General features: G+C 37.2%; 23 protein-coding genes and 2 tRNA genes. 15 read left to right on the top strand and 10 right to left on the bottom strand.

Annotation, left to right across the window (positions count from 1 at the left end):
* Positions 1-123 precede the first annotated feature (123 nt).
* Positions 124-927, top strand: a complete 804-nt coding sequence (locus O0955_RS09540) for a DUF4382 domain-containing protein (protein ID WP_269427322.1) — start codon at positions 124-126, stop codon at positions 925-927.
* 72 nt (positions 928-999) lie between these two features.
* Positions 1,000-1,515 carry a hypothetical protein gene (locus O0955_RS09535; RefSeq protein ID WP_269427321.1) on the top strand — a complete coding sequence of 172 codons (516 nt, stop codon included), beginning with the start codon at positions 1,000-1,002 and terminating at the stop codon, positions 1,513-1,515.
* Between the two features lie 51 nt (positions 1,516-1,566).
* Here O0955_RS09535 and O0955_RS09530 read toward each other — a convergent pair whose 3' ends face one another.
* The 5 genes from O0955_RS09530 to O0955_RS09510 form a co-directional block, all read right to left on the bottom strand.
* Complete coding sequence (locus O0955_RS09530) at positions 1,567-1,737, bottom strand: quinol oxidase subunit 4 (protein WP_269427320.1); 171 nt, start codon at positions 1,735-1,737, stop codon at positions 1,567-1,569.
* 221 nt (positions 1,738-1,958) lie between these two features.
* Complete coding sequence (locus O0955_RS09525) at positions 1,959-2,792, bottom strand: M57 family metalloprotease (RefSeq protein WP_269427319.1); 834 nt, start codon at positions 2,790-2,792, stop codon at positions 1,959-1,961.
* Between the two features lie 262 nt (positions 2,793-3,054).
* Positions 3,055-3,139: transfer RNA gene (locus tag O0955_RS09520), tRNA-Leu, on the bottom strand.
* Between the two features lie 50 nt (positions 3,140-3,189).
* Positions 3,190-3,262: transfer RNA gene (locus O0955_RS09515), tRNA-Gly, on the bottom strand.
* A gap of 94 nt (positions 3,263-3,356) precedes the next feature.
* Positions 3,357-3,845 carry a regulatory protein RecX gene (locus tag O0955_RS09510; protein ID WP_269427318.1) on the bottom strand — a complete coding sequence of 163 codons (489 nt, stop codon included), beginning with the start codon at positions 3,843-3,845 and terminating at the stop codon, positions 3,357-3,359.
* Between the two features lie 61 nt (positions 3,846-3,906).
* On the opposite strand from O0955_RS09510, the gene O0955_RS09505 reads away from it, so the two are divergent.
* The 3 genes from O0955_RS09505 (at position 3,907) to arsC (ending at position 7,489) form a co-directional block, all read left to right on the top strand.
* Positions 3,907-6,366: a bifunctional UDP-N-acetylmuramoyl-tripeptide:D-alanyl-D-alanine ligase/alanine racemase gene (locus O0955_RS09505; RefSeq protein WP_269427317.1), complete on the top strand. Its 2,460-nt coding sequence runs from the start codon at positions 3,907-3,909 to the stop codon at positions 6,364-6,366.
* 172 nt (positions 6,367-6,538) lie between these two features.
* Entirely contained in the window at positions 6,539-7,129 is a 591-nt protein-coding gene (locus O0955_RS09500; protein ID WP_269427316.1) for a DUF502 domain-containing protein, read from the top strand.
* Positions 7,130-7,144: 15 nt separating this feature from the next.
* Positions 7,145-7,489, top strand: coding sequence for an arsenate reductase (glutaredoxin) (arsC, locus tag O0955_RS09495; RefSeq protein ID WP_269427315.1), 345 nt, complete (start codon positions 7,145-7,147; stop codon positions 7,487-7,489).
* A gap of 8 nt (positions 7,490-7,497) precedes the next feature.
* On the opposite strand, the gene O0955_RS09490 is transcribed toward arsC, so the two are convergent.
* The 3 genes from O0955_RS09490 to O0955_RS09480 form a co-directional block, all read right to left on the bottom strand.
* Positions 7,498-7,992, bottom strand: coding sequence for a hypothetical protein (locus tag O0955_RS09490; protein ID WP_269427314.1), 495 nt, complete (start codon positions 7,990-7,992; stop codon positions 7,498-7,500).
* A 128-nt stretch (positions 7,993-8,120) separates the two neighbouring features.
* Positions 8,121-8,828, bottom strand: coding sequence for an LOG family protein (locus O0955_RS09485; protein WP_269427313.1), 708 nt, complete (start codon positions 8,826-8,828; stop codon positions 8,121-8,123).
* A gap of 16 nt (positions 8,829-8,844) precedes the next feature.
* Positions 8,845-10,353, bottom strand: a complete 1,509-nt coding sequence (locus O0955_RS09480) for a sodium:solute symporter (protein ID WP_269427312.1) — start codon at positions 10,351-10,353, stop codon at positions 8,845-8,847.
* Positions 10,354-10,477: 124 nt separating this feature from the next.
* Between O0955_RS09480 and recR the strand changes: the two genes are divergently transcribed.
* On the top strand, positions 10,478-11,095 hold the full coding sequence (recR, locus tag O0955_RS09475; protein WP_269427311.1) for a recombination mediator RecR: 618 nt from the start codon (positions 10,478-10,480) through the stop codon (positions 11,093-11,095).
* 57 nt (positions 11,096-11,152) lie between these two features.
* Positions 11,153-11,971 (top strand): SDR family oxidoreductase, encoded by an 819-nt coding sequence (locus O0955_RS09470; protein WP_269427310.1) that lies wholly within the window; start codon positions 11,153-11,155, stop codon positions 11,969-11,971.
* 348 nt (positions 11,972-12,319) lie between these two features.
* Here O0955_RS09470 and O0955_RS09465 read toward each other — a convergent pair whose 3' ends face one another.
* Positions 12,320-13,261 carry an ion channel gene (locus O0955_RS09465; protein WP_269427309.1) on the bottom strand — a complete coding sequence of 314 codons (942 nt, stop codon included), beginning with the start codon at positions 13,259-13,261 and terminating at the stop codon, positions 12,320-12,322.
* A gap of 222 nt (positions 13,262-13,483) precedes the next feature.
* Between O0955_RS09465 and trpD the strand changes: the two genes are divergently transcribed.
* The 4 genes from trpD (at position 13,484) to trpA (ending at position 17,241) form a co-directional block, all read left to right on the top strand.
* Positions 13,484-14,473, top strand: coding sequence for an anthranilate phosphoribosyltransferase (trpD, locus tag O0955_RS09460; RefSeq protein ID WP_269427308.1), 990 nt, complete (start codon positions 13,484-13,486; stop codon positions 14,471-14,473).
* Positions 14,467-15,096, top strand: coding sequence for a phosphoribosylanthranilate isomerase (locus O0955_RS09455; protein WP_269427307.1), 630 nt, complete (start codon positions 14,467-14,469; stop codon positions 15,094-15,096). Before trpD ends, O0955_RS09455 begins: the two co-directional genes overlap by 7 nt.
* A 78-nt stretch (positions 15,097-15,174) precedes the next feature.
* On the top strand, positions 15,175-16,356 hold the full coding sequence (gene trpB / locus O0955_RS09450; protein WP_269427306.1) for a tryptophan synthase subunit beta: 1,182 nt from the start codon (positions 15,175-15,177) through the stop codon (positions 16,354-16,356).
* Between the two features lie 117 nt (positions 16,357-16,473).
* Positions 16,474-17,241: a tryptophan synthase subunit alpha gene (gene trpA / locus O0955_RS09445; RefSeq protein WP_269427305.1), complete on the top strand. Its 768-nt coding sequence runs from the start codon at positions 16,474-16,476 to the stop codon at positions 17,239-17,241.
* Between the two features lie 194 nt (positions 17,242-17,435).
* Here trpA and O0955_RS09440 read toward each other — a convergent pair whose 3' ends face one another.
* A complete protein-coding gene (locus O0955_RS09440) occupies positions 17,436-17,873 on the bottom strand; it encodes a GNAT family N-acetyltransferase (RefSeq protein ID WP_269427304.1) in 438 nt (145 codons plus the stop codon).
* Positions 17,874-18,051: 178 nt separating this feature from the next.
* On the opposite strand from O0955_RS09440, the gene O0955_RS09435 reads away from it, so the two are divergent.
* From O0955_RS09435 to O0955_RS09420, 4 genes are all read left to right on the top strand, one after another.
* Positions 18,052-18,657, top strand: coding sequence for a TetR/AcrR family transcriptional regulator (locus O0955_RS09435; RefSeq protein ID WP_269427303.1), 606 nt, complete (start codon positions 18,052-18,054; stop codon positions 18,655-18,657).
* A gap of 71 nt (positions 18,658-18,728) precedes the next feature.
* On the top strand, positions 18,729-19,931 hold the full coding sequence (locus O0955_RS09430; protein WP_269427302.1) for an efflux RND transporter periplasmic adaptor subunit: 1,203 nt from the start codon (positions 18,729-18,731) through the stop codon (positions 19,929-19,931).
* Positions 19,932-19,956: 25 nt separating this feature from the next.
* Complete coding sequence (locus O0955_RS09425; RefSeq protein ID WP_269427301.1) at positions 19,957-23,151, top strand: efflux RND transporter permease subunit; 3,195 nt, start codon at positions 19,957-19,959, stop codon at positions 23,149-23,151.
* Entirely contained in the window at positions 23,105-24,547 is a 1,443-nt protein-coding gene (locus tag O0955_RS09420) for a TolC family protein (RefSeq protein WP_269427300.1), read from the top strand. Before O0955_RS09425 ends, O0955_RS09420 begins: the two co-directional genes overlap by 47 nt.
* Positions 24,548-24,692 lie beyond the last annotated feature (145 nt).

The raw sequence follows: 24,692 nt of genomic DNA, 5'->3' as shown, positions 1-24,692 counted from the left end.
TTTGACAATTCAAACCTAGGCAGCGAAGATGAAATTAAGATGAAAAAAATAAAAAATAAATTTCATGTTGATTTCATCTTCATAATTGAATTTTGAATCATTATTAATTTAAATCTATACATTATGAAAACGAAATTCGCTTATGTTATTTTAACGACATTTCTTCTGGGAGGGATAGCAGCATTTACGGGGTGTAAAAAAAATGATGATGCTAGTGCTGATGGAACCACAAAGGTACAAATCCGGATGACGGATGCGCCTGGAAATTTTGACAAAATTAATTTGAGTGTTAAAGAAATTGTACTAGTATCAGGGGATAAACCATATGTATTTGCAGCAAATGCAGGTGTATTTAATATTCTTAACTATAGAATAGGTACTTCTAATCCTGACATACTTGTGGCTACAGGTGATATGCCGAGTGGTGATATTACAGAAATAAGACTGGTTTTAAATGATTCGGGTAATACAATTGTAGTAGGTGGAGTTGAACAGGAATTAAAAACACCAAGTGCCCAAACATCAGGCTGGAAAGTGAAACTAAAAGCTAACCCTACATTAGTTCCGGGAGTAGCTTATACACTTGTACTCGATTTTGATGCTGCTAAATCAATTGTAAGTACTGGAAATGGAAAATATTTACTTAAACCGGTGGTGAGAGGATTAACAGCTGCAACAACAGGTCTAATCTCCGGAACAGTATTGCCTTTGGCAAGTCATCCAGAAGTACTTGTTATTGCAGGAACAGATACCGTTGGTACCGTTGCTGATCCGCTTACAGGTAAATTTACCGTAGGAGGTTTAGCTGCAGGAAGCTATAGCGTTAAATTTGCACCTTTAGCTGGTTATAGAGACAGTACAATTAATACTGTAAATGTTAGCCTGGGTCAAAATACAGCTTTAGGTACCATTACATTAAAACAATAAACATAATTATCTAATAACCTGCCAGTTTAATTAATTAACACTGGCGGGTTTTACGCTTTTAAAATTCTAAATATGAAAAAAATAATTTTATTATCATTACTGTGTGTAGTTGGATTTATGCCGGTAAAATTAAGTGCTCAGGTTAATGTAAATGTAAACATTGGCTCGCAGCCACTATGGGGTCCGGTAGGCTATGAACATGCTGATTATTATTATCTGCCCGATATTGAAAGCTATTATGATGTTACTCAAAGGCAATTTGTTAGCTTAAACAATGGCACATGGGTATTTACAAGGGCTTTACCATCAAGATACAGTAGCTATAATTTATACAACGGCTATAAAGTAGTTATAAATTCTCCTAAGCCATATCTTTACTTTAAAGATGATAAGGTTAAATATGCGAAGTTTAAGGGCTATAAATCTCAACCTGTAATATCCAGAAGTAGTGACCCTAAATATTTTATAGTGAAGGGACATCCTAAGAATATAAATAAAGTGAAAAATGTTCAGTTAAAAACTAAGAAGATTAAGATTCAGAACCATGGAAATGCCTATGGAAAGGGGCATGGTAAAGGAAAACATTAATTTGTTTTAGCATTATAAAATAAAAAAAGCCTCATTTTGAGGCTTTTTTTATTAGTTCTTATTTTGTTGTCCAGGCGCAAAAGGTTTTGCCGATTTAGAACCGGTTCCTTTTTTTGCTTGTCCTGGTGGAACCTTACCACTATTCCCAGCAGTTCTGGGTGCATAACAAGCGCTTGCAAGCATTAATCCTGATAATGCAAATACAATAAATATCTTTTTCATTTTGATGTTTTTAATACCGTTGCTATAAACGTGCCAAAATTCTTTTATAAGATTTGAATCTAAAGATGACCTTGTAAGGAATTTAATGAATTAAAGAGTAGGGGTCGATTTAATAAAAAGGAAACCGAATACAGCAGGAGTTTGCTTATCGGTTTAGGTTTAAAACAACAAGGTCCGGAAGTTATTCCGGACCTTGTTGTATGTCTGATCTGTAGTTTGGTTTATTTATAAAGATAATTCATCGCAATTACATCATTTGCATTAAATGTGCGGTTACCGCCGTTAGAACAAGCTAACATAAACGATTCTGCATCTGCTTTAGATGGTGTTCCTGGTATTTGTACTGCACCAACGCCTGCAGTTCCTTCGTTAGAACGTTTTCCTCCGCAACTGTATGCTCTGTTCATGTAATCGGTATGACGGAATCCTATACAGTGTCCAACCTCATGCTGTAAAACAGAAGCTACATACAATAGATCAGGATTTGTTCCGTAAGCATTAACATTAGTATTCATTTTAACCTGGTTAAATGGTTCGCCGCTTGAAGTAGGGAAACCAGATGAACCTAAAGTGATATAGCCACCACTTGGCCCTTCGTTAAATCCAAATACATCAATATTACCAGTAGTACCTGTATTTGCTTTTTGAAAAGTCATACGCAGGCCTAGCGAATTGTATCTTGAAATCATCAGATCAACAGCATCACTATAAACTTGTGGTAAATTTGTAACAGAAATTGTAATAATACGCGGTAATGATTTAACAACGTTAGTTGTACGATATTGCTCGGTTTCAGCAATGTTTAAATTTGGACTTAATGATTTTTCAGTTAGGTTGGCGTCAGTTAAAAGGATATCACCTTCAACCAGATATCCGTTATCAACCTTGCGTGCATTTTCAACACTAAATCCCAGATTTTTTATTTGTTGTAAAGTACTTGCCGATATTTCGGCTTTGTCATCAGCTTGTGTAGAAGTGTTATTTTTTTTACAAGAAGATGCGCAGACAAATAAAATGCACATCATGGCTAATGATAAAAATTTTGTGTTTTTCATTGGTTAAGTTAGTTTAGTTAGTCGTATAGATCAGACAAATCTAATATATAAACATTTTTTTATGTAATCAAATAGTTACAATATTTTTTTTACTAAACATATTTCAGGAGTTATGTTGGCCGCTACGAAATGGCTCTTCTTACACGTACCATTGAGGTTTTTAAATCTATTAATTGCTGATTTATAAATGGTTAATGTGTTTTTAGATAGATATAGAAACAAAAAAAATGCAAGTTATTAATAACTTGCATTTCTGTTTAAGTACTCGGGGCGGGAATCGAACCCGCACGCATTTTAGGTGCACAGGATTTTAAGTCCTGCGTGTCTACCAGTTCCACCACCCGAGCAGGTGATTAACCTTTTAAAATTAAAAGCCTTCAGTTAAGAAGGCTTTTAGAGCGAAAGACGAGATTCGAACTCGCGACCCCGACCTTGGCAAGGTCGTGCTCTACCAACTGAGCTACTTTCGCATTTACAAAACAAGTACGTGTGTTTCGTTTTGGTGATGCAAATATAGACAGATTTATATTTCTGTCAAGGAATTTTTAACAAAAAAAATAACATTTAGTTTAAATTGCTGGCTTTCAGTACAAGAAAAATTAAATCACTTTCGAAACCTTTTGCCTGAAGATAGTTTATAAGCTTAATTTTTCGTTTAAAAGGATCATTTTCGGTCAATAAGATTACTTTTTTTTCAACTAAATTTTCTAAAGTTTGCAAATAATCATCATCATTGAGGCTGTAAATTGCCTTTTGCAAAATTTTATCTGGTACACCTTTCAGCTTTAGACCCTGCTTAATCTTTATGCGTCCCCATTTTTTAATGTTAAACTTTCCTGCAGCATAATGAAAGGCAAATCGTTCTTCATTTAAGAAATTAGCTACAATCAGTTCAGAAATAATTTCTTCCAGCTCATCTCCTCTGATTCCCCAATCTAATAATTTACTTCTAACTTCCTTTTGCGACCGCTCCTGATAAGCACAAAAACTTTCGGCTTTTGCCAATGCCTGCTTTTTATCTAAAAATACTGCTTCTTGTTTCCCGCTTTTCATAATTAATTACTGAAATTCGTAAAAATAAAAACGATTACTGTATTTTTCTGAATTAAAAAAGATGCTGAACCCTATATACACCATTTCTAAGATTGCCGAAATTTTAAAAGCCGAAACCAAATTAGTTGATGAGCAGTTGCTTATTCAATATTTAGTTATTGATAGCCGTTCAGTTTTAGTTCCTGAAAATTCTTTATTTTTTGCATTGACTTCTCATCGAAACGGTCACGAATTTATAAATGATGCTTATCAAAAAGACATTCGGAATTTTGTAATCAGCGATCCTGGCTACATTTCAGTCCATCCTGATTGCAATTTTATTATTGTGCAGGATGTTTTAGCTGCTTTGCAGGCACTGGCCAGGTACCATCGCAGCCAGTTTAACTTAAAAACCATCGGTATAACAGGAAGCAATGGCAAAACCATTGTTAAAGAATGGCTGTATCAGCTTCTGGCTACCGATTTTAATATTGTTCGCAGCCCTAAAAGTTATAATTCTCAAATCGGTGTTCCGCTTTCGGTATGGCAAATAGATGCCGAAAATGACCTGGGTATTTTTGAAGCAGGAATTTCTGCCGTAAATGAAATGGAAAATATTGAGAAAATTATCAAACCCGAAATAGGAATTTTAACCACCATAGGTGAAGCACATGCGGAAGGTTTTTCTTCAAGAAAGGAAAAACTGACTGAAAAATTAAAGCTTTTTAAAGACGCTGATTTATTTATTTATTCGCCTGAATACGTTACTGAAGTTAATGCTAAAGATTTGCCTGGTAAAAAACAATTTAGCTGGAGCAGTAAACAACCTGCAGATTTACAAATTATTGCTATTGAACCCATCGAAGGGAATTGCTATTTGAGGGCAATTTATCAAAACCGGGAAATAGAATGTATGCTGCCTTTTAAAGATAGGGCTTCGATAGAAAATGGTATGACTTGCTGGGCAACTTTACTGGCCCTAAATTATACTCCCGAACAAGCAGATTTACGTTTAGAAAAACTCAGCCATGTAAGCATGCGTTTGGAACTTAAAAATGGAATTAACCAATGTTCTGTTATTGATGATTCTTATAGTGCAGATACTTCTTCTTTAGCCATAGCGCTCGATTTTTTAAATCAGCAAAATCAGCATCCTAAAAAGACGGTAATCTTATCCGAATTATTTGAAACCGGTAAAGTAGACCTTGATTTATATACGGAAATTGCCGATTTACTTGCTCAGAAAAAAGTAAATCGCCTGATTGGAATAGGAACACACCTGGCACAGTTTGCTGATCTTTTTAATTGTGAAACGCAATTTTTTAATACCACAAATGATTTTATAGATGCCTTTCCGGGCTTGATATTTAACCACGAAACCATTTTGGTAAAAGGAGCAAGACGTTTTGAGTTTGGTAAAATCAGTAAACTGCTTACTCAAAAAATCCATGATACTGTTTTAGAAATTGATTTAAATGCGATGGTTGGTAACCTGCAGTTTTATCGCTCTAAACTGGCATCGGGGGTAAAAATAATGGCTATGGTGAAGGCTTTTTCTTATGGAAGCGGCAGTTTTGAAATCGCCAATTTACTGCAGTTTCATAAGGTAGATTATCTTGCCGTTGCTTATGCAGATGAAGGGATTGCTTTGCGTAAAGCTGGCATAACATTGCCAATTATGGTAATGAGCCCTGAAGAATCGGCGTTTGAGGCCATTATAAAACATAATCTGGAGCCAGAAATTTATAGTGTCGAAATCCTGAAGAGTTTTTTAAACGCACTTTCAGGTTATGATTTTAATTATCCGGTACACATTAAAATTGATAGCGGAATGCACCGTTTGGGTTTTGATCAGTCAGAAGTTGAAACTTTACTGGATTTATTAAAAGATAACGATAAGATAAAAGTTCAAAGTATTTTCTCTCATTTGGTTGCCAGCGATGTTGCGGAGCATGATGGTTTCACACAATCTCAAATTGATAAATTTAAACCATTGGCCAATCAAATTGCAGTTACTTTGGGCTATAAACCATTATTCCATATTTCCAATACTTCCGGCATAACCCGCTGGCCAGAGGCCCAAATGGACATGGTTCGTTTGGGGATAGGCTTGTATGGTTTTGATTCGGGACTTCATCAAAACAGAGGTTTGCAAACGGTTATGGTTTTAAAAACAACGGTTACGCAGGTAAAACACCTTAATGCCGGAGAAACCGTAGGTTATAGTCGTAAAGGAATGATGAAAACAGGAGGAAAGATTGCGACCGTAAAAATTGGCTATGCAGATGGTTATAGCCGGGCTTTTGGCAACGGAGTAGGCAAAATGCTTATTAACGGATATTTGGTGCCCACCATAGGCTCTATTTGTATGGATATGACTATGCTTGATATTACGGGTATTGAGGTTAAAGCCGGTGATGAAGCCATTGTATTTAATAAGGAACATACCATTATGCAGCTTGCACAGGATACCAATACCATTCCTTACGAGATTTTAACCAATATTTCGCAACGGGTAAAAAGGGTTTATTTTTACGAATAAATGGTATTTTGAGTATATAAGATTATAAAGCTGAAAAAATATTTAATCAATTTGTCTGCTACCGAAGCAAGGATACAAAGAAATAATTTGGTTGTGTTCCTTCCTGTATTTATGGTTAACAGTGTTGAATTCTCTCTGAAAATCTGTGGCAAAAATAAAGTAAATTTGCATCATGAATAGAATAGGGAGAGCCATTTTAAATTACCTGATTAAAGGCTTGCTAATTGTTGTACCTATAGCCCTGAGTATTTTTCTGGTTATTTGGGCGGTTACAACGGTAGATAGCTGGTTGAATGTGAATAATATTTTAGGCGTTGATCCTAAAACCGGAGCGAGCAGAAACATACCGGGTTTAGGATTGCTCACTGTAATTACCATAATTCTTATTGCCGGTATTTTTGTAACCAATTTGGTTACCGAACCCATGTACAATTGGTTTCAACGGGTAATGCACCGCCTTCCGCTGCTTAACTTTATTTATTCTTCCATAAAAGACCTGACAGAAGCATTTGTAGGTGATGAAAAGAAATTTAATCATCCTGTACTCGTAGAAGTAGAAGGAGGGTTGAAAAAAATTGGCTTTTTAACACAGAACGATCTGAAGCGATTGGAATTACCTGACGATGTGGCTGTTTATTTTCCCCTCTCTTATTCATTTGCCGGTCAGCTTTGCTTTGTAAACAGAAGTAAGGTTAAAGATTTAAAAATGAGCGCTGCAGAAGCCATGAAACTTGTGGTAAGCGGTGGTGTTAGTGGTTTGTAATTAAGTTAAAAAGATATGATTAAAATTTATCATAACAATAAATGCAGTAAAAGTAGGTCTGCACTTTCTATATTGAACGAAAGCGGTAAAGATTTTGAACTGATTAATTATTTGCAGCAACCACCAACGGCAGAAGAGCTGGCTACTATTATTAATAAATTAGGAATTAAACCATTTGAGCTGATCAGAAAAGGAGAGGCCATTTATACCGAAAAATATAAAGGGAAAGATTTAAGCGATGCCCAATGGATTGAGGCTATGGTGCAAAATCCGGTTTTGATTGAAAGACCGATAATTGTTTCCGGTGATCAAGCGGTTATAGCTAGGCCAACAGAAAAAATCTATGAAATTTTAGATTAAATAATACGTTAAAAAACTCCTCTGAAAATACACAGCATACAAATAGCAATGATAAAAAGAGAGATTAATCTCGAATAATATTCTCTTACATATAAACCGATAATCAGTAAAAGATCTTCATTAATATTGGAGTTAATTATACCGGAACCTGAAGATGAACTGAAAATAATTTGTTTATCGCTGCGGTTATTAAGTGTCCAGCGACTTAACCAGCTATTTTGATAGCTCCAGTCAAATTGTTCACCGGTACTTAAAATAATGGTGGCTTTGAATGAAAGCAGGTCGTAAACAACTCTACCTAATATTTCGCTTTTGTTGTTTAAAATAATGGTTTCAGAATTGGATAAGCTGTTGCTCTTCAAAAGGAATATTCCTTCTTTGGTTGTCGCAATTGCAGAGTTTTTCCATGAACTAAAGCTTAAAGAAAACTTTAATAACCCGCCAGCATATACCTGATAGTTGCTATCAAATAAGCCTTTTCTCCAAATTAGTGTTTGTTCCATCCCATCAAAGTCTTTTACTTATGACTAAAGAAAGGGCCAATAGTTACATTTATGTATAAAAAAAGCGTCCTGGTTTTACCAGAACGCTTGAATATTTAAAGCAATAACTTCCTAACGGGATGCAGCACCTAGAAGTTAGGTTTCAGCACATATTTATCGTAGAAACGGAAAATATGTTCAGCAGCTTCTTCAGCAGTATCCACCAAACGGAATAAATTTAAATCTTCTTCGTGGATGTTGTGCTCTTTAAGCAACATGGTGTTTTTAATCCAGTCGATTAATCCACCCCAATAGTCTTTACCCAATAAAACAATAGGGAATCTGGCAATTTTACCTGTTTGAATCAAGGTTAAAGCTTCAAAAAGCTCATCCATCGTGCCAAAACCACCCGGTAAAACCACAAAACCCTGGCTGTATTTCATAAACATTACTTTGCGGACAAAGAAATAATCAAATTCCAGTAATTTATTGTGGTCAATATATTTATTGTGAAATTGCTCAAAAGGCAATTCGATGTTTAAACCAACTGATTTACCACCATTTGTGTGTGCACCCTTATTACCCGCTTCCATAATACCTGGCCCACCGCCTGTAATTACACCATAACCACGATCGGTTAAAAGTTTACCACATTGCTCTGCCAATTGATAGTATCTGTTTGTTTCTGCAGTACGGGCAGATCCGTAAATGGTAACACAGGGGCCAATTTTGGCTAATTTCTCAAAACCATCTACAAACTCAGCCATGATTTTAAAAATCTGCCAGCTGTCGGTTACTTTAATCTCCTGCCAATCTTTATTTTCAAAAGCACTTCTTATTTTTTCTTCACTCGTCATATAAACTCTTTTATTATTAAAATTTAGTCTGTTGATCTGTTTTTTTACTGATCAGTAAAAGACCTAAAAATGTAATCAGGCCATTAATTAAAATTAGTTCTACGCTAAAAACGTAACCGCCTAATAACTCTTTTGAATAAGTTGCAAGCAAGTAACATAAAATTGGGGAAAATAAACAAACAATTGGAACTAATTTATCGTGCAAGCCACGTTTTTTTACAAACAATCCAAAACTGTACAAACCTAAAAGCGGTCCGTAAGTATAGGAGGCAATTTGAAAAATTAAACTCACCACCGACGAGCTGTTTAATACATTGATCACGATAATCACCAAAAACATCAGAATTGAAAAGCCAATATGCACTGCATGACGTTTTTTAACAGCATTATGTGCATCAAGATTTTCTTTTTTGTCCATGCCTAAAAAATCTACACAAAATGATGTTGTTAATGCGGTAAGTGCCGAATCGGTGGTTGCAAATGTTGCTGCAGTTAAACCCAGCATAAATATAATTGCAGGTAAAGCACCCAGGTTATTCAACGCAATTTCAGGAAATAATAAATCGGTTCTTGGTTTGCCTGTAATGTGGTCAAGTGGAATTTCGATACCGTTTTTAGCTGCAAAAATGTATAATAAAGCACCAACACTTAAAAAGAAAACATTTAAAATAATGAATACTCCCGTAAAGGTAAACATGTTTTTTTGCGCTTCTTTAATGGTTTTCATACTCAGGTTTTTTTGCATTAAATCCTGGTCTAAACCCGTCATTGCAATGGTTACAAAAATACCGCCTATAAACTGCTTGTTGAAGTTAAATTTATTGGTGAAAAAATCATCCCAAAAGAATATTTTAGAATAGCTGCTACTTTTAATGGTTTCAAAAGCTTGTGGAATATTAAAGTTTAAACTATTGCATATAAAGTAAATGGTTAAAAAAACCGATAAAACTAAAAAGAACGTTTGCAGGGTATCTGTAATGATAATGGTTTTTAAGCCCCCTTTAAAAGTGTAAGACCATATTAAGGCCAGAGAAATTAAAACCGTTAGCCAAAATGGAATTCCATAATTATCGAATATAAAACGTTGCAGAACAATTACCACCAGGTATAATCGTGTAGCTGAACCTAGTGTACGGCTTAATAAAAAGATAGAAGCAGCGGTTTTATAGCTGTAATGACCTAATCGTTTTTCAATATAACCATAAATAGAGGTTAAATTCATGCGGTAATACAACGGTAAAAGCACAGTTGCAATAATGATAAAACCAACGGCATTACCTAAAACAAACTGAAAATACTGAAACTGATTTCCACTTGGTGCACCAACTTCTCCGGGAACTGAAATAAAAGTTACCCCCGAAAGTGCTGTTCCAATCATCCCAAAGGCGACCAGATACCATTTAGAATTTCGGTTGGCAATGAAAAATGTAGAGTTGTCGGATGAGTTTTTTGAAGTAGCAAAAGAGATGATAATGAGGACCAAAAAATAGCCCAGAAGAAAACATAAAAGGATAGTTGGCGACATAAATTTGTTTTTAGGCTCTAAATGTAATAAAAACGATTTTTATAATCAATATATTGATTTCTAAGATTGGCTTACATCAGGTAAAGGCACACAAATATTCCTGCTTTTTATCTATTTTTGTAAAATGAATTTCTCTTCCAAACTGCTTGAAGATGCAGTAAACGAATTCTCTAAGTTACCGGGTGTAGGGCAAAAAACAGCCTTGCGTTTGGTATTACACTTACTTAATCAGGAAACTGCTGAAGTAGAAATGTTTGGTAACAGCATTATCCGGTTAAAACAGCAAATTAAACATTGCAGCATTTGCCATAATATTTCGGATCAGGTGGTTTGTGAAATATGTACTTCACACAAGCGTGATAAGGAAACCATTTGCGTGGTAGAAGATACAAGAGACGTAATGGCCATCGAAAATACTGCTCAGTACTTTGGTGTTTATCATGTTTTAGGCGGATTAATATCGCCTATGGATGGGGTAGGCCCATCAGATTTGTATATTGACAGTTTGGTGCAGCGGGTTGCTGCAGGAGGCATTAAAGAAATTATTTTGGCTTTAAGCCCGAATATGGAAGGAGATACCACCCTGTTTTATTTATATAAAAGGTTAAAAGAGTTTAATGTTCCGGTTACTACGATTGCCAGGGGGATTGCTTTTGGCGGAGAGTTAGAGTATACCGACGAAATTACACTTGGCCGATCAATTATTACCCGCGTGCCCTACGAAACCGCTATGATGAAATAGTGTACAGCAAAGGGAATTCAATTACTCCATTAATTAAAAATAAGATTAGGTTTCAATATGAACTTGAAGGATAAAGTCATCATTATTACAGGTGCATCAAGCGGAATTGGTAAAGCTTGTGCGGAAGAATTTGCAAAACGCGGTGCAAATTTAGTTTTAGCTGCCCGTCAATACGTTACACTTTGCGAAATAACAGCAGCGTTTGAAAAGAAATACAACATCAGGGCGGTGGCGGTACAGGCCGATGTGAGTAAAGAGGCCGATTGTGAATTAATTATAAAGCAAACGCTGGTTTCTTTTAACAAGATTGATATTCTGGTTAATAATGCTGGATTATCGATGAGGGCTTTATTTAATGATCTTGATCTTTCTGTTTTAAAAAACCTGATGGACGTTAACTTTTGGGGAACGGTATATTGCACAAAATATGCATTGCCCGAAATTTTAAAAACTAAAGGAACAGTAGTTGGTGTTTCGTCTATTGCAGGTTTTCGCGGTTTACCCGGAAGAACAGGTTATTCTGCTTCTAAATTTGCCATGAATGGTTTTATGGAATCATTAAGAACCGAATTGCTTAAAACTGGAGTAAATGTTTTACTGGCCTGCCCTGGATTTACCACTTCTAATATCCGTGTTGCTGCATTAGCTAAAGATGGCGAAGCACATGGCGAAACCAGTATGGAAGAAGGCAAAATGATGTCGGCAGAGGAAGTTGCCAATAATATTGCAGATGGCATTGAGCAACGCAAACGTACTTTAGTAATGACCAGACAAGGTAAACTAGCCGTTTGGATGAACAAACTGTTTCCTGCATTCGTTGATAAAAAAGTATTTGATTTATTTGCAAAAGAGAAAAACCCTTTAATTAAAGCCTGATACTCAGCATTGTTTATTCAGCCGATAATTTAGGCACGAGAAGTTAATAAAAAGATGTCATCCTGAGCTTGTCGAAGGATCTTATTGATGCTTTATAATCCAGCTTGTTACTCAAATATTTAAATACAAGTTTGATAATGATCAGGAAATGAACGGATAGTAAATTTAGCTTAAAGTAGTCCCGCTCCCGTCTCTGTCCCGATTTTTCTTTGGGGATATAGCGCAAAGCGGGAACCGGCTTTAAAAGCAATTCAGCTTTGCTTTACCGAAAGAAATTGTCTGTCAAGTTAGCTGCATCGCATTTCGACAGGCTACAGACTAAACTCAAATATTTTAACTAAAATCTATTTAAGAAATTGAAATGGTTTTATCCAGCTTACTGTAGTCTAAAACTGTTTTTCCTTCTTCATTATGATAATGCATGATTTCGAATTTTGCATCCAGCTGAATATCTTCATCCTGATAGCTTGTACGGGTGTGGATGGTTTGTGCAAAAGTATCATCAAAAGCTTTTAAAATAACGAAAATCTCTACCTCAGCAACCTTCAGTTCATCCAGTGTTTTCTCAAACATTGGACTATCTTCTGTTATCGGGTGTACAATAGTCCAGTTTAAAGATAAAACGCTGATTTTACTACGTTCGAGTTCCAGTGGGTAAAAACTTCTTCTTAATTTACCATCAATAGTTTCATTAAAGGTCATAAACATTTGCACTTCAATGTCGATCAGAGAATTTCGCCTCAGGTTAACCAAACGGCACATTAAACCTTTATGATGCTGATAAGGTGCAATGACCATGCCTTTGCTAAAGGAAACCTTCGATGTTGGCCGGCTGAAGCGGCCATACAGCAAGCCTGTAGCTAAAGCAAAAGCCAGTAAGCCCAACATACTTTCAAAAGCGGCAAGAACACTGGTGATAAATCCTTGTGGTGAAATGTGCCCGTAACCTACGGTTGAAATGGTTTGTGCAGAAAAGAAAAAGGCATCGAAGAACTGATCGCGGAGTGTTACACCGTTGGCGCCATTTAAATTTTCAATCCCAATAACATTGTAAGCTATGGCAAAAAGGGTATTTACAATGAGGTAAACAGTTAATATCACAAAGAAAAAACGTGGCCAGCTCATAGTAACCAGCCGGGTGTAAGTATCGTCAAATTTAAACCAGGGCAAGCCGGTGCGCTCAATGTTTGGTGTACCGTCGGTATTTAAAACACGTTGATTTTTAATAACAGGAGCAGAGCCGAAGCCCAAATCATCATTAAACTGTACTTTTCTTTTAAAGAAAGCCATATATTTTTAGAAAGATTTTGGAATTATAAAAAAGTATATCAATATTTGTTCTGTACAAACATGATAATTAAAAACTTAAATAACAATTGGTGGTGGCATAACGAAACTCGTTAGGCAAATTCCATTGTGTATTTTTAAAAATATTATTTAACAAAATGAGAAGGATTGCCCAAAAAGCAATCCTTTTTTTATTACCCAAACCCGGAAAACCGGGCCAGCACCATGAAAAAAATATTAAATCATTTATTTGAAAATAAAAGCTTTAGCAGAGAAGAAGCACGCAATATTCTGGTTTCAATTTCTGAAGGGCAATTTAACTCTTCGCAAATTGCAGCCTTTATAACAGCCTATGCCATGCGAAATATTACGGTTCAGGAATTACAGGGCTTTAGGGATGCCATGCTGGATATGTGCGTCAAAGCCGATCTTTCAGGTTACGAATTAATTGACCTCTGCGGTACCGGTGGCGATGGAAAAGATACTTTTAATATTTCCACTTTATCTTCTTTTGTGGTAGCCGGAGCAGGGCATCACGTAGCTAAACACGGTAATTACGGCGTTTCATCAGGCTGCGGTTCGTCTAATGTAATGGAATATTTAGGCTATACTTTTACCAATGATGAAAGTACTTTAAAACGTAATCTTGATGCAGCAGGAATCTGCTTTTTACATGCACCTTTATTCAATCCTGCAATGAAAATTGTAGCGCCGATTCGTAAAGAACTGGGTGTAAAAACATTTTTTAACATGTTAGGGCCAATGGTTAATCCGGGTCATCCTAAATATCAAATGGTAGGCGTTTTTAGCCTCGAGCTGGCCCGTTTATATGCTTATTTATATCAGGATACCGATAAAAATTATACCATCGTTCATGCGTTGGAAGGTTATGACGAAATTTCTTTAACCTGTGATGTGAAAACCTTTACCAATAAAGGAGAGAATATTTTAACCCTTAACGATATGGGCTTTGAAAAACTTGCTGTTGATGCAATTAAAGGGGGCGATACGGTAGAATCATCTGCTAAAATATTTATGAATGTATTAAATGGAGCAGCTACAGATGCACAAACCAATGTGGTTTTATGTAACTCGGCGCTGGCCATAAAAACAATAAAACCAGAATCATCTTTTGCAGATTGTTTTTACGAAGCAGAAGAATCATTGCTTGGCAAAAAAGCCTTAAACAGTTTCAAAAACTTACTGGCATGTTAAAATTAAAAGTTTGTGGAATGCGTTTGGCGGCCAATATTGCAACAGTTGCCGAATTACAGCCGGACTATATGGGCTTTATCTTTTATGAAGGATCGCCCAGATTAATTAGCGAAGTATCGGCAGAATTAATCAAATATATACCTGCTGAAATTAAAACAACAGGGGTATTTGTGGATGAAGCTATTGAAAAGGTAAAACAAAAAGTTGCGGCATATCAATTAAAAGCAGTTCAGTTGCATGGAAAAGAAAGCGTTGAGTATTGTAATGACCTCCGTTCTTCATTTAGTGGGCTTGAAGTGATTAAAGCTTTTGGAGTAGATGAAAATTTTGATTTCTCTGTTTTGGATGCCTACGCCAATGCAGTGGACTATTTCCTGTTCGATACCAAAACCAAAGCACATGGCGGTTCGGGTAAAACTTTTAGTTGGCGTCTTTTAGATAAATATAAAGGTACCAAACCTTATTTTTTAAGTGGGGGAATTGATCTGGAACATGCTCCTGAAATTAAAAAAATTACAGACGCCCGGTTATATGCATTAGACATTAACAGCAAATTTGAGCTGGAACCGGGTTTAAAAGACACTGAAAAGATTAAAACATTTACTAACGAAATGAAAAAATAGAAGGTCATATTGGGATAAACGAAAAATGCTGTTAATCATAAACAAATCTTCGTAGCCCAGATGATAAAATATACAGATATGAAATACAAAGTAAACGAAAAAGGATATTATGGAGATTTTGGTGGTGCATACATCCCCGAAATGCTTTATCCAAACGTAGAAGAATTGCGTCAGAATTATTTAAAAATTATTGATGATGCTGATTTTCAAAAGGAATTTCATCAGTTGTTGAAAGATTATGTTGGCCGCCCTTCGCCATTATATCTCGCAAAAAGATATTCGGAAAGATATGGAGCCAATATTTTCTTAAAAAGAGAAGATTTAAATCATACCGGAGCCCATAAAATTAACAATACCATAGGACAGATTTTATTGGCTGAAAAATTAGGTAAGAAAAGAATCATCGCTGAAACAGGAGCAGGGCAGCATGGGGTTGCAACGGCAACGGTTTGCGCACTGCGTAATTTAGAATGTGTAATTTACATGGGCGAGGTAGACATTGAACGTCAGGCGCCAAATGTAGCCCGGATGAAAATGTTGGGCGCAAAGGTTGTTCCGGCAACTTCGGGAAGTAAAACGCTGAAAGACGCAACAAATGAGGCCATGCGTGACTGGATTAATAACCCTGTTGATACCCATTACATCATTGGTTCGGTAGTTGGTCCGCATCCTTACCCGGATATGGTTGCTATTTTTCAGTCGGTTATTTCTGAGGAAACTAAAAAACAATTATTAGAGCAAACCGGAAGTGACCAACCCAACTATGTTTTGGCCTGTGTTGGTGGTGGAAGTAACGCTATGGGTATGTTTTATCATTTCATGGATGATGAAAATGTAAAATTAATTGCAGTGGAGGCAGCAGGTAAAGGCGTTTCGAGTGGTTTTTCTGCTGCTACAACTTATCTGGGTAAAGAAGGGGTTTTACATGGCAGCAGAAGTATTTTAATGCAAACACCTGATGGACAGGTTGTAGAGCCGCATTCGGTTTCTGCAGGATTAGATTATCCTGGCATTGGCCCTCAGCATGCACATTTATTTAAAACCGGCCGCGGGCAATACGTTTCCATTACGGATGACGAAAGTTTACAGGCTGGTTTACTATGCACACAATTAGAAGGAATTATTCCGGCAATTGAAAGTGCTCACGCTTTGGCTTACTTAGAAAAAATGGAGTTCAAAGCCGGTGAAAATGTAGTGGTTTGCTTGTCTGGCCGCGGCGACAAGGATTTAGATACCTATATTAAATATTTTAATTTATAGTGCATTCGTCATTGCGAGGCACGAAGCAATCTTACAACTATGGTTGGGCTATTTTAACAAACCTTTCTATTGCATTAAGATTGCTTCGTACCTCGCAATGATGCAAAGAATAAAGATATGAACAGAATTAAACAACTCTTCCAGGAGAAGAAAAATATATTATCAATTTATTATACTGCCGGTTATCCAAATACCGGCGATACCATACAAATTGCTGAAGCTTTAGAGAAATCGGGTGCTGACATGCTGGAAATAGGCTTCCCTTATTCAGATCCTGTTGCTGATGGCCCTGTTATTCAGGCAAGCAGCAAGCAATCTTTGGATCAGGGCATGACGCTTAAACTACTTTTTGAGCAATTAAAAGATCTTCGTAAAAAGGTAACCATTCCCGTTTTATTAATGGGTTATGTAAACCCTGTTTTACAATTCGGTGTAGAGAATTTTTGTAAAGCCTGCGCTGAAGTAGGAGTAGATGGTTGTATTGTACCTGATTTGCCCATGGTTGAGTACGAAGAATTTTATGCAGCTAGTTTTGAGCAACACAATTTGAGCAATATCTTTTTGATTACGCCACAAACAGCTGAAGAACGGATTCGTAAGATTGATGGATTAAGCAACGGCTTTATTTATCTTTTATCCTCTTCGGCAACAACGGGAAAAAATTTAGAAGTAAGCAATACCACTGAAGATTATTTTGGCAGAATTAAAGCCATGAATTTGAATAATCCAACTATGATTGGTTTTGGGATCAGTGATAAACAAACTTTTGATAAGGCCTGTACTTATGCAAATGGTGCAATTATCGGTACCGCTTTTGTTAAAGCCATTGCCGAAGGAAACTTAGAAGAAAGCGTAAGCACATTTATGAAGAAGTTTAAGGTATAATATTTTAAAAATAAATTCCTGTACTTGCCATTCTGAATGCAATGAAGAATCCCTTGTTCTGTTGCCTTTTTGTACCTGGGTTATATTTCCGGATAGTTTTTCATTGTTAAAAGATTCTTCATTGCATTCAGAATGACAGGTGGGGGAAGGCTGTATCTTTCACAATTGTCACACTGAGCTTGCCGAAGAATCTTTTACTTTTTCATCCAATCCTCATAACTCATTTCAAATTTCACTTCACCTCTATGTACTGTTCCTGCTGTTTTCCAGCCTTGTAACCGATAAAATTTTTCTGCCCTTGTACCAGGCGAGGTGCCAAGCCAAACCGTTTTGTTAGTCTGGCTGAAATACCAGTCCAGCATCAATTGATGTAATTGTTTGCCAATTCCACGGTTCTCATATTCTGGTCTTAAAAATAGCGCCCAGATATTGTTTTCCTTTAAATCTACAATGGCGAAACCCACAACTTTCCCTTCAATTTCGCAAACCCAGCCTTTGCCACGCTCTGTGATAAACTCCTGGCAATCTGCATCGGTTACAAGAGCAGGATCTGACAAAATATTCTCTTTCACCGTATGCCTGACAATTTGTATCTCCGTTATGTCAGCAACTTCAGCGTTACGAAAAATCATAATCCATGTTATTTAAAACTTAACCGTTGATAAAAATGCTGTTAATGTAGCGTAAAGCTTGATTATCAGATCTTATACTAATTAACAAAATGTTTATGACAAATTAATGATTGTGGATTTTAAAATTGGTTATACATTTGCTTAACAGTGTTAAATTATTTACACACTGAAATTCCAGATGGGAAGCAAAGAGAGAATACTACGTTTAAAAGATGAAACCAGAACTAAAATTCTGGATGCAGCCTTGAACATTGTTCAAACAGAAGGTTGGCAGGCATTAAGTATGCGTAAAATTGCCGATCAGATTGAATATACGGCCCCAATTATTTACGAATATTTCGCCAATAAGGAAGGGATCTTACTTGAATTAACCAGAAGGGGTTATTTAATTTTAGCTAAAGACATCAGCGCTGCCAAAGCAAAACATCAAAATCCGGAAGCCCAAATGGAAGCCATGTGGGTAGCTTACTGGAACTTTGCTTTTAAGCATAAAGAATTTTATAAACTGATGTATGGTGTGGATATGAGTTGTTGCGAGATGCAAAAAAATCTTCCCGAAGCCGAAGTTGTCGGAACATTACTGGGTGATGTAATCGAAACGCTTTATAACAAAAAACCGGTTAATGAAGATGATATCTGCATGAAATATTATACTTATTGGTCCATCATACATGGTTTAATTTCAATCAACCTTGTTCGCCCTGATGGAAGAACGAATAACGAAATGAATCAACAAATTTTAAAAGATGCCATCAAAGGCATTACATTATCCATTAATAGTTAATTTTTTTTACAAGTCTATTTAACACTGTTAAATATTTATTACACCATTAAACCCTTATAATTTTTAATCATATGAAATCTCTACGTCGCTTGTTTCTATCATCTAACGCTGTTAAACAATTTAATATCGTTATCGCTATTCCTGCAATTTTTCTTTTATCGATTATATTTGCCGGCTGTTCATCAAAACCGGAGCAATCTGCAGCTGCTCCGCCACCACCGTCTTTACCGGTTGCCAGCGTTGTTTCTGGTACTCAAACTACTTATCAGGATTATCCAGCCTCTATTGAAGGAACAGATAATGTTGAAGTTCGTCCACAGGTTAGCGGCACATTAGATAAAGTATTTGTTGATGAAGGCGCTTTGGTAAGTGCTGGTCAGCCAATATTTAAAATTAACGAACAACCTTATCGTGCTGCTTTAAATAATGCAATTGCAGCGCAACATTCAGCTGAAGCTGCAATGGTTAATGCAAATTTAGAAGTAGAGCGTTTAACTGCTCTGGTTCAAAATAAAGTAATTTCTGATTTTCAACTGAAATCAGCAAAAGCTACTGCACAAGCCGCCAAAGCAAATATTGAACAAGCTAAAGCAAATGTTTCTGCAGCATCTATCAATTTGGGTTATACGCTAATTAAAGCACCGGTTAGCGGTTACATTGGCCGTTTGGCTAAGAAACGCGGAAGTTTAGTTAATCCTGCTGATGCAGAAGCTTTAACTCAATTATCGGATGTGCATGAGGTGCATGTTTATTTCTCTTTAGGTGAAAACGATTTTGTGAATTTTAAAGCACAATACCCGGGTCAGACACTTAAAGATAAAATCAAACAACTTCCGGCAGTAACCCTTCTTTTGGCAGATAATACGGAATATGCTAAAACTGGTAAAATCGACGTAATCGATGGTCAGTTTGATAAAAATACCGGTGCCATTACATTGAGAGCAAGTTTTCCTAATCCTTCTGGTTTATTAAGATCAGGCAATACCGGAAGAATTCGCTTAAGTCTGGAGCACAAAGATGCCTTAATCGTACCTGGATCAGCTACGATTGATATGCAGGATAAAGTATTTGTATTTACTGTAGGCGACAGCAGCAAGGTAAAAAAACAAGCCATTACCATTGTTGGTAAAGCCGGCGAAAATTACCTGGTTAAAGATGGTGTAAAAGCTGGCGATCAGATTGTGTTAAGCGGCATTGATAAATTACAGGAAGGCATGGTGATCCAGCCTCAAAAGGCAGCAGATAAAGTAGCTGTTGCAAGAACAAAAAATTAATACAACCCTTAAAGTTTAAAAAGTCATGTTTCAGAAATTTATAGACAGGCCGGTACTTTCCACAGTTATTTCCATATTATTGGTAATCGTTGGTATACTTGCCTTAACAAAGTTGCCTTTAGAGCGGTTTCCAAATATCGCGCCTCCGTCGGTATTGGTCACTGCTGTGTATCCGGGTGCTAATGCCGAAACTATTTTACGTTCGGTAACTCCGTCATTGGAGGAAGCCATTAATGGTGTGGAAAACATGACCTACATGACTTCCACGGCCAGTAATGATGGTACCTTGGGTATTACGGTTTACTTTCAACAAGGTACCAACCCCGATCAGGCTGCTGTTAATGTGCAAAATCGTGTTTCGCAAGCAACAAGCCAATTGCCAGCAGAGGTTGTACAATATGGTATAACGACTACTAAACAGCAAAATAGTTTTATTGGTGCGATAGGTATTTACTCCGAAGATCCAAAAAAATACGATGCCGTTTTTGTAAATAACTATGCACAGATCAATATCATTCCCGAACTTAAACGTATTTCGGGTGTGGGTTCTGCCAGTGTATTTGGTGGTATTAAAGATTACTCCATGCGCATTTGGTTAAATCCAGGTCAATTGGCCACTTACAAAATAACCCCCAACGAAGTAATCAGCGCCATTCAGGACAAAAACCTGGAAGCATCACCGGGTAGGGTTGGAGAACGAAGTGAGGAGGCATTTGAATATGTAATTAAATATAAAGGCAAGCTTACCAAACCGGAAGAATATCAAAATATTGCCATCCGTTCAAATTCAGATGGTTCTATATTACGCTTAAAAGATGTAGCCCGTGTTGAATTGGGTGCTTATAGTTACAGTAGTGTAAACCGCTTAAACGGGCATGATGGAATTACCATTGGGGTCATCCAGTTATCGGGATCAAATGCCAACGAAATTCAGATTTCTATTGATAAACTGATGGAAAAATTATCGAAGGATTTCCCTGCGGGTATTAAATACAATCAGTTTTACCGGACTAAAACCGATCTTGACGAATCCATCAACCAGGTTGAGCATACTTTGGTGGAAGCCTTTTTACTGGTATTTATTGTCGTATTTATATTCCTGCAAGATTTCAGGTCTACGTTGATTCCGGCTATAGCCGTTCCGGTTGCTATTATCGGTACTTTCTTTTTCATGAATCTCTTCGGGTTCTCTGTAAACCTTTTAACGTTGTTTGCCCTTGTATTGGCCATTGGTATTGTGGTAGATGATGCGATTGTGGTGGTAGAAGCAGTGCATGCCAAGATGGAGAACGATCCTACGCTTACGCCCAAAGCAGCAACTACCCAGGCGATGCATGAAATTACCGGGGCCATTATATCCATTACACTGGTAATGGCGGCGGTATTTTTACCGGTTGGTTTTATGACAGGTTCAACAGGTATATTTTACAAACAGTTTGCATTAACCATGGCTATAGCCATCATTATATCAGCTGTTAACGCCTTAACCTTAAGCCCTGCACTGGCTGCCTTATTTTTAAAGAATAAACATGCAGCTGGTCACAAAGCGCCTAAAAAAGGTTTTGTTGAAAAGTTTTACGCAGGCTTTAATGGCGGGTTTAATTATATGACCAGCAGGTATATTGGCGGCTTAAAAATCCTTATCCGTAATAAATGGCTTAGTATAGGTGGGCTTGCTTTAATTGTTGCTGCTACAATTTTTCTGGTCAGCAGAACAAAAACAGGCTTTATTCCGACAGAGGATCAGGGTTTTGTGGCTATTGCCGTTGCCAGTCCATCAGGTACTTCATTAGCCAATACCAATAAAATGTTAAAACAGGCTGAAGCAGAATTGAGGGCTATGCCATCTGCAAGATTTGTAATGTCGCTGGCTGGTTATAACTTTTTAACGGCATCCAACAGCCCGTCGGCCGGTCAGATTTTCTTATTGCTAAAACCAAATGACGAAAGGGGGGCAGTAAAGAATATCGACGAAATACAAAATATAGTAAGGGCTAAAATGGCGGCCATATCTGCCGGTACCTTCTTTGTATTTAGTTTCCCAACCGTTCCGGGGTTTAGTAATGTGGAGGCCATGAATGTAATGTTACAGGATAAAACCAATGGCAGACTGGATAAATTTAGCGGGGTAGCGAATAACTTTATAGGAAAATTAATGGCGAAACCGGCAATTGCTTATGCTTTTACTTCTTATAAAGCAGATTACCCTCAGTTACAACTGGATGTTAATGATGAAAAGGCCGATCAGCTGGGTGTAAGTGTTAAAGACATTTTACAAACCATGCAGACTTATTTTGGTACAGCGCAGGCATCAGATTTTAACCGCTTTGGTAAATACTATCGTGTAGTGGTTCAGGCTGATGTAGCCGATAGAACCGATCCCGCAAGTATTGATCGTGTGTTTGTTAAAAACAAGGCAGGAGAAAGTGTGCCAATCAATACGCTGGTTAAATTAACCCGTGTTTATGGGTCGGAAACGGCTTCGCGTTATAACCTGTTTAACTCTATCGAGGTAAATGCGATCCCTAAGCCTGGCTTCAGTTCTGGTGATGCAATTAAGGCAATAGAAGAAACCGCTAAAGAACAATTGCCAACTGGATATGCTTATGAATTCTCCGGACAAACCCGTGAGGAAATTTCTTCAGGAGGACAGTCAACGGTGATATTTTTGCTTTGTTTGGTATTTGTTTATTTTTTATTATCAGCACAGTACGAAAGTTACGTTCTGCCATTGGCAGTTATCCTTTCCATCCCTACAGGTGTATTTGGTGTATTTGTGGTATTGGGTTTAACCGGTATCGAAAATAACATTTATGTACAGGTAGCGCTGATTATGCTTATTGGGCTGCTGGCTAAAAACGCCATCCTAATTGTGGAGTTTGCTTTGCAGCGACGAAAGGCAGGACTTAGCTTGGTTGATTCGGCCATAGAAGCAGCGAGGTTAAGGATAAGACCGATCATTATGACCTCAATGGCCTTTGTGTTTGGTTTATTCCCGATGAGTATTGCAACGGGTCCATCTGCACAGGGTAACCATTCTATCAGTATAGGTGCTGCTGGTGGCATGGTGTCGGGTGTAATTCTGGGCTTATTTATTATCCCGGTATTATTTGTCATCTTCCAGTATTTACAAGAGAAGATTTCACGTAAACCTGTTGCAGTTGCTGTTTACAATGAAAATCACATTAAAGAAAATGAATTTGCTCATGAAACCGTTTAATATAATCAGCATCCTGGCCTTTGTTTTAACATTGGCCGGATGTTCAATTTCTAAAGATTTGGTTACGCCTGCAGGGGTAGAGCCTAAAATATTCAGAAATTCTTTTGGTCAGGATTCTTCAAGTATAGGCGATTTGCCCATGAAGACTTTTATTACCGATCCAACCGTTCAGGCTTTAATTGATACGGCTTTGACAAAGAACTACGATATCCAAATTGCATTAAAAAATATAGATGCAGCCGAGGTCTTATTCAAACAGTCAAAACTGGGTTATTTGCCTGAATTAAAATTACAGGTGACGGCCAATACCAGCCGTCCGTCTGATAACAGTTTGAATGGTTTAAGCATTAGTCAGTTTACAGGCTCAAAACATATAGAAGATTACAGTGCTAATTTAGGCGTGTTTTGGGAAGCCGATATCTGGGGTAAAATCCGCAATCAAAAAGCAGGTGCTTTAGCTGCTTATTTACAAACAGAAGAAGCCCGAAAAGCCGTGCAAACCAGATTGGTTGCAAATGTTGCTGAAGGCTACTATAATTTGCTGATGATGGATGCACAACTGGAAATCGCTAAGAAAAATTTAAAGCTTAACGATAGTACTTTACGCATCATTAACCTGCAATATACAGCCGGGCAGGTTACTTCTTTAGCCATTCAGCAGGCAGAAGCACAACAATTGGTTGCGGCACAGCTTATTCCTAAGCTGGAGCAAAACGTGGCTTTACAGGAAAATGCACTGAGTGTTTTAATTGGTAAACTACCTGAAGCCATCAGCAGAAAAAGCCGTTTGGATCAAATGAATGTCCCGACAGAATTAAGCTCGGGTTTTCCTTCGGCATTGTTAAGCCGCAGACCGGATATTAAAAGTGCAGAGCTTGCCCTTAATATCGCCAATGCAAAAGTAGGGGTAGCCAAAGCGAGTCTTTATCCATCTTTGGTTATTACGGCTAGTGGAGGTGTAAACTCTTTTAAGGCTTCTAACTGGTTTAATGTGCCTGCTTCTTTGTTCGGTATGGTTTCTGGCGGAATTACACAACCAATTTTTCAACGTGGTCAGCTAAAAGCGAATTACGAAGTTGCTAAAATTGACAGAGAGAAAAGCGTAATCCAATTCAGACAGTCGGTATTGAACGCCGTAGGGGAGGTTTCTGACGAATTAACAAAGGTTGAGAAATTGAAATCTCAATATAGCTTAGCCGAGAAAAGGTCGCTGACTTTACAACAGGCTTCAAAAAATGCAAATTTGTTATTCAGAAATGGAATGGCTAATTACCTTGAAGTAATTACGGCTCAAAGTAATTTATTGCAAAGCGAGTTGGAATTAACTTCTATCAAAACAGAACAGTTAACCGCAGTGGTTAATTTATACCGCTCGCTAGGTGGTGGTTGGAAGTAAGTTTTTTAGTTAAATAATTTATCACGAAGGACACAGGGTATTAAAACTTTGTGTCCTTTGTTTATTCGAATAATGAAAGAATCTGCAAGAATTCCAATGAAATGATGCTATGCCTGGGCGTAATCGGAAAGGGTAGTAATTTTAA

Origin of the sequence: Pedobacter punctiformis (genome assembly GCF_027213715.1) — a bacterium.
GTDB lineage: Bacteria > Bacteroidota > Bacteroidia > Sphingobacteriales > Sphingobacteriaceae > Pedobacter > Pedobacter punctiformis.
This window is presented reverse-complemented; position numbering and strand designations above follow the sequence as displayed.